11 protein-coding genes are annotated in these 13115 nt (G+C 65.7%); 3 read left to right on the forward strand and 8 right to left on the reverse strand.

The genetic code is table 11. The features are described 5' to 3' along the window. Positions 1-462: 462 nt before the first annotated feature. The 6 genes from pntB to E0W60_RS02540 all read right to left on the reverse strand — a co-directional run bounded on the left by pntB (position 463) and on the right by E0W60_RS02540 (position 7992). Positions 463-1860 (reverse strand): Re/Si-specific NAD(P)(+) transhydrogenase subunit beta, encoded by a 1398-nt coding sequence (gene pntB, locus E0W60_RS02515; RefSeq protein WP_133094393.1) that lies wholly within the window; start codon positions 1858-1860, stop codon positions 463-465. A gap of 25 nt (positions 1861-1885) precedes the next feature. After that, positions 1886-3448 carry a Re/Si-specific NAD(P)(+) transhydrogenase subunit alpha gene (locus tag E0W60_RS02520; protein WP_133094392.1) on the reverse strand — a complete coding sequence of 521 codons (1563 nt, stop codon included), beginning with the start codon at positions 3446-3448 and terminating at the stop codon, positions 1886-1888. A gap of 36 nt (positions 3449-3484) precedes the next feature. Beyond that, positions 3485-4267, reverse strand: coding sequence for a fumarylacetoacetate hydrolase family protein (locus E0W60_RS02525; RefSeq protein WP_135702914.1), 783 nt, complete (start codon positions 4265-4267; stop codon positions 3485-3487). A 232-nt stretch (positions 4268-4499) separates the two neighbouring features. Continuing rightward, entirely contained in the window at positions 4500-5732 is a 1233-nt protein-coding gene (gene frc / locus E0W60_RS02530; protein WP_135702915.1) for a formyl-CoA transferase, read from the reverse strand. A 281-nt stretch (positions 5733-6013) separates the two neighbouring features. Next, on the reverse strand, positions 6014-6733 hold the full coding sequence (locus tag E0W60_RS02535) for a GntR family transcriptional regulator (RefSeq protein ID WP_029047003.1): 720 nt from the start codon (positions 6731-6733) through the stop codon (positions 6014-6016). A gap of 281 nt (positions 6734-7014) precedes the next feature. After that, on the reverse strand, positions 7015-7992 hold the full coding sequence (locus tag E0W60_RS02540; RefSeq protein ID WP_133094389.1) for a 2-dehydropantoate 2-reductase: 978 nt from the start codon (positions 7990-7992) through the stop codon (positions 7015-7017). Positions 7993-8175: 183 nt separating this feature from the next. Here E0W60_RS02540 and E0W60_RS02545 point away from each other — a divergent pair, with 183 nt between their 5' ends. The 3 genes from E0W60_RS02545 (at position 8176) to E0W60_RS02555 (ending at position 11507) form a co-directional block, all read left to right on the forward strand. Continuing rightward, complete coding sequence (locus E0W60_RS02545) at positions 8176-8931, forward strand: TerC family protein (RefSeq protein ID WP_133094388.1); 756 nt, start codon at positions 8176-8178, stop codon at positions 8929-8931. A 130-nt stretch (positions 8932-9061) separates the two neighbouring features. Continuing rightward, positions 9062-10663, forward strand: coding sequence for a glucan biosynthesis protein (locus E0W60_RS02550; protein WP_135702916.1), 1602 nt, complete (start codon positions 9062-9064; stop codon positions 10661-10663). 151 nt (positions 10664-10814) lie between these two features. Continuing rightward, the gene (locus E0W60_RS02555) at positions 10815-11507 is read left to right on the forward strand and encodes a GntR family transcriptional regulator (RefSeq protein ID WP_133094386.1); all 693 of its coding nucleotides are present in this window, start codon (positions 10815-10817) and stop codon (positions 11505-11507) included. 19 nt (positions 11508-11526) lie between these two features. On the opposite strand, the gene E0W60_RS02560 is transcribed toward E0W60_RS02555, so the two are convergent. Next, a complete protein-coding gene (locus E0W60_RS02560) occupies positions 11527-12414 on the reverse strand; it encodes an EamA family transporter (RefSeq protein ID WP_133094385.1) in 888 nt (295 codons plus the stop codon). A 233-nt stretch (positions 12415-12647) separates the two neighbouring features. After that, positions 12648-12833 (reverse strand): hypothetical protein, encoded by a 186-nt coding sequence (locus E0W60_RS02565; RefSeq protein ID WP_135702917.1) that lies wholly within the window; start codon positions 12831-12833, stop codon positions 12648-12650. Positions 12834-13115 lie beyond the last annotated feature (282 nt).

Here is a 13115-nt window from a genome sequence, read left to right on the forward strand (position 1 = left end):
TGTGATATATCAGATAACGGCAAGCTCTTTTCCTACTCTGCGACGAACTTTCGTCAGTGCACCGCAGCAAACCAGCTTCTATCTGCGCTCAAATCGGCACAACTCTTAATCTGTGGGAATCATTCTCCCTTTGCACAGATGCAGGAGTTCAATTCGCTAGCGATTAGCCTGCGACTTCCAGCCAATAGATATATTACATACAACGTTTTGAGGCGCTTTAAGGCCTTCTGAAATGACTTGCGGGATCCTCAACTTCTCATGCCTGCCCCTGGCCCACAGCGGCGCCTGGCTTTGTTGCAGCATGAATCTGTGGATTGATGCTAACTGAGGCTTAATTAGTCTTGGCTTAAAGTTTTTTATCGTATCTATTCATGACTGTTTATATATCGCGGAAATGGCATGAATTTGGGTGCAGGGATGGCATCGAGGACCACCGGTGGCATCCCCGCCCGTGGAAAACCCCTACGCCGGCGTTTCCTCCAGCTGTCGCAGCAGCGCATCGACACTGCCCTTGGCGTCGCCAAACCACATCCGCGTGTTGTCCTTGTAGAACAACGGGTTGTCGACCCCCGCGTAGCCCGCTGCCATGCTGCGCTTGGACACCACCACGGTCTTGGCCTTCCACACCTCTAGCACCGGCATGCCGGCAATCGGACTGGCAGGGTCCTCCAGCGCACCCGGGTTAACGATGTCGTTGGCGCCGACCACCAGCACCACGTCGGCTTTCTCGAAGTCGTCGTTGATCTCTTCCATTTCCAGCACGATGTCGTACGGCACGCGCGCCTCGGCCAGCAGGACGTTCATGTGCCCCGGCAAGCGGCCGGCCACCGGGTGGATGCCGAAGCGGACGTTGACGCCCTGCGCACGCAACCGCCGCGCGATCTCGCTGATGGTGCCCTGCGCCTGCGCCACCGCCATGCCGTAGCCGGGCACGATGATGACCTCGTTGGCATCCTTGAGCAGGCTGCTGACTTCCTCGCTCGATACCGGCAGCACCTCGCCCTGCTCCGCCGCCGCGCCCTGCGCCTGCACCGCGCCGAAGCCGCCCAGGATCACCGACAGGAACTTGCGGTTCATGGCCTTGCACATGATGTAGCTGAGGATGGCGCCGCTCGACCCCACCAGCGCGCCGGTGATGATCAGCAGGTCGTTGCCCAGCATGAAGCCGGTCGCCGCGGCCGCCCAGCCGGAGTAGCTGTTCAGCATCGACACCACTACCGGCATGTCGGCGCCGCCGATGGCCAGCACCAGGTGCGCGCCGACCAGCAGCGCGATCACCGTCATCGCTGCCAGCGGCACCAGCCCCTGCTGCACATCCGGCGCGCTGAGGAAGGCATAGCCCAGCCACACGCACACCGCCAGCGCCCCGGCATTGAGTACGTGGCGGCCCGGCAGCAGCATCGGCTTGCCGCCCATGGTGCCTTGCAGCTTGAGGAAGGCGATGATCGAGCCGGTAAAGGTGACCGCGCCGATCAGGATGCCGAGGTAGGTCTCGACCTCATGGATCGCCTTCTCCGCGCCGGCCAGCGTGGTCGGCTCCAGGTAGTTGGCGTAGCCGACCAGCACCGCGGCCAGCCCGACGAAGCTGTGCAGCACCGCCACCAGCTGCGGCATCTGCGTCATCTCCACGCGTTTGGCCAGCACCGCGCCGGCGATGCCGCCCGCCAGCATCGCGCCGATGATGATGGGAACGCCGTCGGGCGTGCCGGCCAGCACGGTGGTCACCACCGCGATCACCATGCCGGCGATGCCGAACAGGTTGCCGCGTTTGGCGGTGGCAGGATGGCTCAGCCCGCTCAGGCTGAGGATGAACAGCGCGCTGGCGCCAAGGTAAGCGATATTGCTGATGCCGGAAGGCATGGCTCGGTCTCCTTTGCCTTTGTATTCAGTCGCGCTGGAACATCTTCAGCATGCGCTGCGTGACCAGGAAGCCGCCGGCGATGTTGATGGTCGCAACCAGCACCGCGCAGCCCGCGATCACCGCCGTCAGCAGCGACGGCTTGCCCAGCTGCACCAGCGCCCCCACCACGATGATCCCGCTGATGGCATTGGTCACGCTCATCAGCGGCGTGTGCAGCGCGGCGGTGACGTTCCACACCACCTGGTAGCCGACGAAGATCGCCAGCACGAACACGGTGAAGTGCGCCATGAACGCGGGCGGCGCCACTGCCCCGAGGGCGAGCAGGGCAATCGCCGCCAGCCCCAGCGCGACCAGCGTCACTCCGGTGCGGTTGCGCGGCGGGGGGGCTTCCGCCTCCACCGGCGGCGACGCGGCCGGCGCCTGCTGCTGCGGTATCGCCACCGTCAGCGGCGGCGGCGGCCAGGTCACCGCGCCCTGGTGCTGCACCGTGGCGCCGCGGATCATCTCGTCGTCCATGTTGACCACGAGCTGGCCGTCCTTGCCCGGCGTCAGCTCGGTCAGCAGGTGGCGGATATTGGTGGCGTAGAGCTGGCTCGACTGCGCCGCCATCCGGCTCGGCAGGTCGGTATAGCCGATGATGGTCACGCCACCGCGGCGCACGCTTTCGCCCGGCACGGTGAGTACGCAGTTGCCGCCCTGCTCGGCGGCCAGGTCAACCACCACGCTGCCGGCACGCATGAGCCCGACCGTCCCGGCTTCCAGCAGCTTCGGCGCCGGCTTGCCGGGGATCAGCGCGGTGGTGACGATGATGTCGACTTCGCGCGCCTGCTCGGCAAAGAGGCGCATCTCCGCCTCGATGAAGGCGGGGCTCATCTCCTTGGCGTAGCCGCCGCTGCCGCTGCCGTCTTCTTCGATCTCGACGGTCAGGAATTCGGCGCCCAGGCTCTCGATCTGCTGGCGCACCACCGGGCGCGTGTCGAAGGCGCGCACCACCGCGCCCAGGCTGCGCGCCGCGCCGATCGCCGCCAGCCCCGCCACGCCCGCGCCGATCACCAGCACGCGCGCCGGCGGGATCTTGCCCGCGGCGGTGATCTGCCCGGCAAAGGGCCGGCCGAAGGCATGCGCGGCCTCGATCACCGCGCGGTAGCCCGCCATATTGGCCATGGAGCTGAGCGCATCCAGCTTCTGCGCGCGAGAGATGCGCGGCACGCAATCCATCGCCAGCACCGTGGCGCCGCGCTGCGCCAGCCGCTCCAGCATCGGCATCTGCTGCGCCGGCCAGACAAAGCCGATCAGCGTGGCATGCTTCTTCAGCAGCGCCGCCTCTTCCACGCCCAGGCTGGGGTGGACCTGCGGCGGGCGCACCTTGACCACCACGTCGACCGACGCCCACAGGCTTGCCGCATCGACGATGGCGGCGCCGGCGGCGCGGTAGTCGTCGTCCGAGAACGAAGCCTCCTGGCCCGCGCCGGTCTCTACCGCGACCTGGTAGCCGAGCTTGAGCAGTTCCTTGACCGAGTCCGGGGTGGCGGCAACGCGCCGCTCGCCCGGGTGGACCTCGCGGGGCACACCGATCGTCATTGGCATGGCATTCACCGTATCGAGTTTTGGGTTGGGTCGCGCTCAGCCGCGCACGTGGTTGACCAGCGAGCCGATGCCCGCGATCGACACCTCCACCACGGCGCCGTCTTTCATCGAACCCACGCCCAGCGAGGTGCCGACGGCAATCACGTCACCGGGCATCAGCGTCAGGTCTTGCGAAATGCGGCTGACCTGCTCTTCCGGCGAGAAGATCATGTCCGACAGCGGATAGTTCTGCCGCTCTACGCCGTCGAGCCGCGTGACTACGCTGGCGGCGCGCCAGTCAAAGCCGGTGACGATGGCCGGGCCGACGCAGCCGAAGGTGTCGAAACCCTTGGCGCGCGTCCATTGCGGGAAATTGGGATCGGCGGCGATCAGCTCGGCCGCGGTCACGTCGTTGACGATGGTGTAGCCGAAGATATGGTCGCCGGCCTCCGACACCGGCACATTGCGCGCCTTCTTGCCGATGACGATGCCAAGCTCGCCCTCGTAGACGATCTTGCCGTCGTAGCTCTTGGGGCGCTGCACGGCGTCGTTAGGGCCGGCCAGCGACGATGCCGGCTTGATCAGGAACAGCGGGTGCGTCGGCACCGGCTTTTCCAGCTTGCGGGCGAGCGCGTGGAAGTTGTTCCACAGCGCCACCACCTTGCCGGGCTGGCATGGCGCGACCAGCGTCAGCGCGGCGCGCTCGTGCACGGCGCCGGTGGGCGCGGGATGGTTGAAACCGTCGCTATCGTATTCGACCACGCGATTCTGGTCAGGGCCATCGAGACGGCCATGGCCGATGCTGCCGTCGGCGCGGCGAAAGCGTATCCAGGTTTGCACGGCAATGCTCCTTGCGCAGGCAAAGGCGGGCCTGCCTGCGCCGATATCGGTTGCAGGATCTTGTAAAGGGAAATGGGAATGAGATCAGGGCTGGCGCGTCCGCCCGTCGTTCCCGCGCAGGCGGGAACCCAGTGACTTCAAGAGACGTCGCTGGATTCCCGCCCACGTGCCCCGGGGGGTATGCGCGGGAATGACATCGGTACGCTCACACACCCGCTCCCGGGCTACCGCCTCATACCGCCCCGGCCAGCTTCATCGCCGCGATCTGCGCGGGCGTGCGGCCCAGCCATTCGAGGATCTCGTCGGTATGCTCGCCCAGCAGCGGCGAGCGCTCCACCTCCACCGGCGATGCCGACATCGTGATCGGGCAGCCCAGCTGCACGTAGTTGCCGCGCTGAGGATGCTCCAGCTCGACCAGGTAGCCGCGCTGGTACAGCGACTGGTCCTCGATCAGGTCCTTCATCGACAGGATCGGTCCGCACGGCACATCCACCTCGTTGAGCGCGGCCATCACGTCGAACTTGCTGACCTTGCTGGTCCATTTCTCGATCACGGCGAAGCAGTCGGCCAGGTGCTTGAGGCGCGCTTCGGGCGTGGCGTAGTCCGGGTTGGTGATCAGGTCCTCGCGGCCGCACAGGCGCATCAGCGGTTCCCAGCCCTGCGGCTGGATGATGACGTAGACGTAGTCATTGGGGCCGCCCGGTGCGCAGCGCAGCGCCGCGCCCGGCTGGCCGCCGCCCGAGGCATTGCCGGCGCGCGGCACGTGGTCGCCGAACTCCTGGTTCGGGTACTCGCGCAGCGGGCCGTTGTCCAGGCGCTGCTGGTCGCGCAGCTTGACGCGGCACAGGTTCAACACCGCATCCTGCATCGCCACCTCCACGCGCTGCCCGCGGCCGGTATGCTCGCGCTGCAGCAGCGCGGCCAGGATGCCGACCACGCAATGGATGCCGGTGCCCGAGTCGCCGATCTGCGCGCCGGTCACGGTCGGCACGCCTTCGGCATCGCCGGTGGTCGAGGCCGAGCCGCCCATGCACTGCGCCACGTTTTCATACGCCTTGCAGTCGGCGTACGGCCCCGGGCCGAAGCCCTTGATCGACGCATAGACCAGCCGCGGATTCAGGTCCTGCAGGTGCTCCCAGTCGAAGCCGGCGCGCGCCAGCACGCCGGGCCCGAAGTTTTCGATCAGCACGTCGCTGCGCTGTACCAGGTCTTCGAGCAGCGCCTTGCCTTCGGGCGTCTTCATGTTCAGCGTCAGGCTGCGCTTGTTGGAGTTGAGCATGGTGAAGTACAGGCTGTCGGCGTTGGGCACGTCGCGCAGCTGGCTGCGGGTAATGTCGCCGCGGCCGGGCATCTCCACCTTGATCACGTCCGCGCCCAGCCACGCCATCAGCTGCGTGGCCGACGGGCCTGCCTGGACGTGGGTCATGTCCAGGATGCGAACACCTTGCAGTGCCTTGGTTTCCATTGCGAAAGTCTCCTTTTAACCGCTGATTTTGTAGCTCTTGATGACATACGGTATGTGATATATCAGAAGAGAGCAAGAGGAGATTGGCAGTCGCAGCAGAAATATCGACGATGCGCCGCAGCATAAGCAGAAAAAGAGACGCTTAGTGCGGGCGATGCCGCAGACATCGGCACTGGATTCTCACATTGATATATCACATACCATCTGGCGAAATGCATCGATGCCTGCACAAAACAAAAACGGCGGACCGAAGTCCGCCGTTTTGCCCTGCCCTGCTCGCCTCAGTCGAGGAAGTCGCAGTGCTTCTCCACGTAGTCCGCCAGGTCCAGCGAATGCTGCCGCACCAGCCGCTCGGCCAGTTCGGTATCGCGCTTCTCCAGCGCCTCGATGATGCGCAGGTGATCCACGATCGACCTTGCCGCCCGGTCGCTCTGCGAGATCGTCATCTTCCGGATCGCGCGCACATGGATAAAGATATTGCGGATCGTGTCCATGATGATCTGCGACCTGGACAGCTGCACGATTGCCTGGTGGAACGCGATATTGGCGTCGGAATACTCCTCGATATGTTCCGCCGGCGTCGAATCGCGGAAGCTGTCGAACATGCGTCGCAGCTGGGCGATTTCCTGGTCGGTGGCATTCTGCGTGGCAAGGCGCGCCGCCATGCTCTCCAGCGCCGCCCACATCTGGATCATCTCGACGATCTCGCGCTTGGTCTTGCGCATGATGTAGATGCCCCGGCGCGGCACGGTGCGCAGGAAGCCTTCCTGCTCCAGCAGTGTCATGGCTTCGCGGATCGGCGTGCGGCTGACGCCCATGGCTTCGCTCAGCACTCGTTCGTCGAGCCGGATCTCGTCGTGCGACTGGTAGATATCGGCGTCGGCAATGGCCTGCCGCAACATGGCATAGGCCTGGTCGCGCAGGCTCGCGCCGGCGTTGATCGGTTGCACTGACAAGGTCAGCCCGTTGGGCTGGACGATGGATTGTGGTTGCGCAGACATGGAATATGCTCGTGTGAGACCGGTGGCGCGGCGGCCGGAATGGCTGCCCGCCGCATTTCCGCACAGCTTAGCAAAACGCCCGACTCATTACGAAAATGCATCAAGCAATACGTTGCGGTCATGCATCGGCACCGTCAGCGTGCGCGGTCTGTCGTATATGGTATATCACAATCGTCTTGCCATTTCTTGCCCAAAAGCGGGCCAGGCGCAACATGGGCGCCGCCCGCTCGGGCGGGAGGGCCAGACCCATAGCCGCTCCCGTCACCAGCCAACGCCAGCGGTTACGCCGCGAGCTTGGCCATCGAGTCGCGCTGCTTGATCAAACCCAGCACGGCGTCGCACATCGGCGTCGGCTGCCCGACCAGCCGGCCCATTTCCTGCACCACCGTGAGCAGCGGATCGATTTCCATGGCGCGCCCCGCCTCCAGGTCCTGCAGCATCGAGGTCTTGTGCGCCCCAACCGCTCCCGCCCCGTCGATGCGCCGCTCCACGTCGACGCGGAACTTGACCCCGAAGCGCTCGGCAATGCCCTGCGCCTCCACCATCATCTGGCGCGACAGCGCGCGCGTGGCCGGGTCCGAGGTAATGACATCGAGCGTGGCATGGGTCAGCGCGCTGATCGGGTTGAAGCAAAGGTTGCCCCACAGCTTCAGCCAGATCTCGTCGCGGATGTTGTCGCGCACCGGCGCCTCCAGGTCGGCCGCCATCATCATTTCGCTGAGCCGGGTCACGCGGGCCGAACGGCTGCCATCCGGCTCGCCCAGCGGGAATTTCTTGCCATACACATGCTTGATCACGCCGGGCGCGATGATTTCGGCAGCCGGATAGACCACGCAGCCGATCGCGCGCTCCGGCCCGAAGCCGCGCCATTGCCGGCCGCCCGGGTCGACACTTTCCAGCGTCGATCCCGCCAGCTCGCCGCCGTGCTTGTAGAAATACCAGTAAGGAATGCCATTGACGCCGGTCACGATCGCGGTTTCCGGACCCAGCAGCGGCTGGATCAGGTCTACCACGCCCGGCACCGAATGCGCCTTAAGCGTAATGAAGACGTAGTCCTGCGGCCCCAGTTCGCGCGGATCGCTGGTGCAGCGCACTCGCGCCGCGCGCTCCTCGCCGTCGATCAGCAGCCGCACGCCGTGTTCCTGCATCGCCGCCAGGTGCGGGCCGCGCGCGACGAAGCTGACATCGGCCCCCGCGCGCGCAAGCTGCGCCCCGACATAGCCGCCGATGGCGCCCGCGCCGTAGATACACACTTTCATTTGCTGTCTCCTTGATGGCTCGATTGGATTTTTTGATATATCACATACTATATTCCACTGAGCCGCAAAACAACCTTTATCTTTGCGGACACATTTAGGCAAGCGGCGCTGCGCTAACATGAAGCTTCGTGCGCCTGGAACGATGCCCGGGCGCCGGTTGCTTACCAACACCGGAGCCCACTGATGGAATCGTCGCTGGCTTTGCTGCAGGACCCCGCCGCCTGGGCGGCTCTGGCCACGCTGGTGGCCATGGAAATCGTGCTGGGGATCGATAACCTGATCTTCATTTCGATCCTGACCAACAAGCTGCCCGCAGAGATGCGCGAGAAGGCGCGCAAGGTCGGCATCAGCCTGGCGCTGCTGATGCGCCTTGGCTTGCTGGCCACCATCGCCGTCATCGTCAAGCTGACCGAACCGGTCTTCACGATCCTTGGCCAGGGGCTGTCGTGGCGCGACATGATCCTCATCGCCGGCGGCGCCTTCCTGGTATGGAAGGCCACCCGAGAGATCCATCACCACGTCACCGCCGGCGAGGAAGGCGAACACAATGGCACCGGCAAGGTGGCGCACAGCTTTGCCGCCGCGATTGGCCAGATCCTGGTGCTCGACCTGGTGTTCTCGATCGACAGCATCATCACCGCGGTTGGCATGACCGAGCATGTCCAGATCATGTTCGTAGCGGTGATCGCCGCTGTGATGGCGATGCTGTTCGCCGCCACGCCGCTGGCCAACTTTATCAACCGCAACCCGACCATTGTGATGCTGGCGCTGGCCTTCCTGATGATGATCGGCATGACGCTGATCGCCGAAGGGCTCGGCACGCATGTGCCGAAGGGCTACATCTATACGGCGATGGCGTTCTCGGCCGCGGTGGAAGGGCTGAACATGCTGGCGCGGCAGCGGCGCCACGCGCGGCGCGCGCGCGGCGAAGCCCACTGAGCGTCAGGCGGCACAATGTGAATCTTGTGCCGCAGCAGGCTGTAACAGACGGTGTCCGAACTTTTCCCGGGAAACGCCGTCTTTTAGAGTTCTGCTCAACCCTCGGACAAAAAAAGGACGCTTTCGCCACATGATGAACCGCCGAACCCTGCTGGTCTCCGCCACCGCCTCAGCCGCCCTGGCCGCGCTGGGCATTACCCCATCGGTGCTGGCGGCCAGCCGGATCAAGCTCGGCGAGGCGCAGCCGTTCGGCTTCGACGCCCTGATCGAGCGGGCGCGCGCGCTGGCTGCCAAGCCCTATGCGCCCCCGCCCTCGCCGCCTGCGGACGTGCTGTCGCGCATCGACTACGATGCCCACGGCAAGATCCGGTTCCGCACCGACGATGCGCTGTTTGCCAACGGCCCGGGCCAGTTCCCCGTCACCTTCTTCCACCTCGGCACCTACTTCCGCACCCCGGTGCGCATGCATGTGATCGAGCGCGCCAAGGGCGGCGGCGGGCGCGCGCGCGAGATCGTCTATGACGATGCCTACTTCGACATGCCGGCCGACAGCCCCGCGCACAAGCTGCCGCCCGGCAGCGGCTTCGCGGGCTTCCGTTTCCAGGAAAGCCGCCTCGGCGACCAGAAGACGCGCGACTGGCGCAAGAACGACTGGGTCGCCTTCCTGGGCGCCTCCTACTTCCGCGCCATCGGCGACCTGTACCAGTACGGGCTGTCGGCGCGCGGCATCGCCATCGACGTGGCCGAGGCCGGGAAGCCCGAGGAATTCCCCGCCTTCACCCATTTCTGGTTCGAGACCCCGGAAGGCAACGGCGATACCGTCACGGTCTACGCCCTGCTCGACGGCCCCAGCATCTCCGGCGCCTACCGCTTCGTGATGCAGCGCGCCAAGGCCGTGATCATGGACGTGGAATGCGCGCTGTTCCTGCGCAAGGACGTCGCGCGGCTGGGACTGGCACCGCTGACCTCGATGTACTGGTTCTCGGAAAGCATCAAGGGCATCACCGACTGGCGCCCGGAAGTCCACGACTCCGACGGCCTGGCCATCTGGAACGGCGCCGGCGAGCATATCTGGCGCCCGCTCAACAACCCGCCCCAGACCACGGCATCGGCATTCTCCGACGACAACCCCAAGGGTTTCGGCCTGCTGCAGCGCGACCGCCTGTTCGACCACTACCAGGACGGCGTCAACTACGAACGCCGCCCGAGTCTGTGGGTCGAGCCGCGCGACGGCTGGGGTGCGGGTGCCGTGCAACTGGTCGAGCTGCGCACCGACGACGAGATCCACGACAACATCGTCGCCATGTGGGTGCCCAAGGCGCCCGCCAAGGCCGGCGCCACCTACCGCCTGCGCTACCGCCTGCACTGGCAGGCCGACGAACCGAACCCGTCGCCGCTGGCGCGCTGCGTGGCCACGCGCCTGGGCAACGGCGGCCAGCCCGGCCAGCCGAGGCCCAAGGGCGTGCGCAAGTTCATGGTCGAGTTCAAGGGCGCGCCGCTGGAAAAGCTGCCGTTCGGCGTCAAGCCCGAAGCCGTGCTGACCGCTTCGCGCGGCACCTTCTCCTATGTCTTCACCGAAGCCGTGCCCAACAACGTGCCCGGCCACTGGCGCGCCCAGTTCGACCTGACCACCGATGGCAAGGGGCCGGTCGACATCCGCCTGTTCCTGCGCCTGGACGGCAAGCCGCTGTCCGAGACATGGCTGTACCAGTACCACCCGCCCCAGGCGTAAGCCTCCGTCGTAAGCCCCAGTCAAAAGCCCGCCCCCGGCGCAGCCGCCAGCCGGCGCCGCTTTGCAGGATATTGCGGCGCCGTGATGTCAGGCGCGCTTGAGCGGGTATGATGGCTGGCTACGACAGTCAAACCGCACCAGCCAGCCTCACATGATTTCTCAAGAGTTTGCCGGTGCCGCCGAAGGCGGCCAGGCTGCATCGCTCCCGCGCTCGGAGCGTGCCTACCAGCAACTGCGCGCCGCCATCCAGGCGGGGCAGCTATCTCCCGGCACCCGGCTGCGCGAAGTGGAACTGGCGGAATCGCTGGGCTTGTCGCGCACCCCGGTGCGCGAAGCGCTGTCGCGGCTGGAATCGGAAGGCCTGGTGGTCAACGAGCCCAACCGGGGCATGATGGTGACGCAGCTCGACGCCAGCATGGTCAGCGAGCTGTACGTGATGCGCGAGGTGCTGGAAGGCACCGCCGCGGCGCTGGCCGCACGCCATGCCACCGATGTGGAGATTTCGCTGCTGCGCGATATCGTCGAGCGCGACCTCGCGTTCGCCGACGATCCGGACCGGCTCGCGCAGAACAACCGGCTGTTCCACGAAACCCTGCACCGCTGCGCCCACAACCGCTACCTGCTGAAGAACCTGCGCTCGCTGCACGAATCGATGGCGCTGCTGGGGCGCACCACGCTGGCGGTGCCCGGCCGCGCGCGCAGCTCCTATGAAGAGCACACCGCCCTGGTCGAAGCGCTGGAAAAGCGTGATCCGGCGCAGGCCGAGCAGATTGCCCGGCGCCATATCCAGCAGGCCTACAAGGTGAGGCTGTCGCTTTGGATCCAGGAGCAGTCCGGCAGCTGAGCTTGCGGGCCAGGGCGCTTCAGGCAGCCGCCTGCGCCCGCGCCGTGCGCAGCGTGCCGACGCTCAGCACCGCCAGGGCAAGCAGGATCAGCACCACCGCGTACAGCGTCTGCGGCGCGATCACCTCGCCGCCCAGCCAGGCGCCCATCGCCAGCGCCACCGGCGGATTGACGTAGACATAGCTCGTCGACAGCGTCTGGCCGACCGTCGCCACCAGGTACATATAGGCAGAGAACGCCACCAGCGAGCCCGCCACCACCAGGTAGACCCAGGCCCAGCCGGCCTGCGCGCTGATCGACCCCAGCGACACCGGCCATGGCTCCTGCCGCAGCGCCGACAGCACCATCAGCACCACCCCGCCGATCAGCATCTCCGCGGCAAAGGCCGCCGCGCCCTGCGGCAGTTCGAGCCGGCGCACCAGCTGCGAGCCGAACGACCAGCTCGCCACCGCCAGCATCAGCGCCACCACGCCACCCGCGCTGACGCGGAATTCCGCCCCCGCGGTCAGCACCACGATGCCCGCGCTGCCGATCGCAATCGCCACATACTCGTACCACTTGGGGCGCTGGCCGAAGCAGGCCGCCCAGATCAGCGCAAAGATCGGCATCGAGCCGATCATTACCGTGGTCGCGCCCGACGAGATGGTCTGCTCGGCCATCGCGGTCAATCCCATGCCGCCTACCAGCAGGAACAGCGCCGGCACCGCGCAGTTGCGCAGCTGCCGCCACGACGGCATCGGCGTGCCGCGCCACGCCAGCCAGGCGGCCAGCAGCAGGCCCGCGCATAGAAAGCGCGTACCCGTCATGAACAGCGGCGGAAAGCTCTCCAGCGTAAAGCGGATCGCCAGATAGGTCGTACCCCAGACCACGTAAGTGATCAGCAGGCACATAAGGACAAGCGGGGGCATGGTCGCGGACGGTTCTGCAAAGGCATCCAAGATAGCCTTTGGCCGCGCCACGACAAAACGAAAAGGTCTGGCAAGCCTTGTCAGAGTTGCTCACAAGGCACGTCGACCTGCCTTGCGTAAAGCGAGCAGGCAAAACAAAACCGGCCGCGTCTTGCCCGTGGCGGGCGCGCGTCTGGCCGGTTCTACAACGCAGCCACCAGGGCCGCGGGTACTGCAATACCGCTGGAAACTGCTTAGCCGTTGGCGTAGACGACCTTGGCCTTGCGGGCTTGCGACTGCAGGCGCGCGATGACTTCCTGCACCGCGGCGATGGCGCGCTTGGCGTCATGCACGAAGCCCAGGCTTTGCTTGCCGAGCTCGCGCTCGATGAGGTCGCGTTCCAGTTGATCGGTCAGCTTGATATCGGATTGGGTGTTCATGGCTTCCTTCCTTGCTTGTTGCTGCGGGATTACCCTCATGGGGTTTTCCCGAATTGTAGCAAAGGAATTGTCGCAACGCAGCATTAGGTAATAGTGCGTATGCGGGAAAGCAACGGCACAACGGAGGCGGCCGCCCGCAGGCGGCCTTTTGGACACACTGGGCTAGCCAAGTCACTAAAAAGACTGGCGCATGCTTTACCGGTCACCCATCGACCGAGGGACTGCCACCCGTTGCTCCCACAGCGGAGAACGCGCCTTATCATCCAGACACATAGACCTGAA

The sequence above is a fragment of the Cupriavidus oxalaticus genome (assembly GCF_004768545.1).
Taxonomy (GTDB): domain Bacteria; phylum Pseudomonadota; class Gammaproteobacteria; order Burkholderiales; family Burkholderiaceae; genus Cupriavidus; species Cupriavidus oxalaticus_A.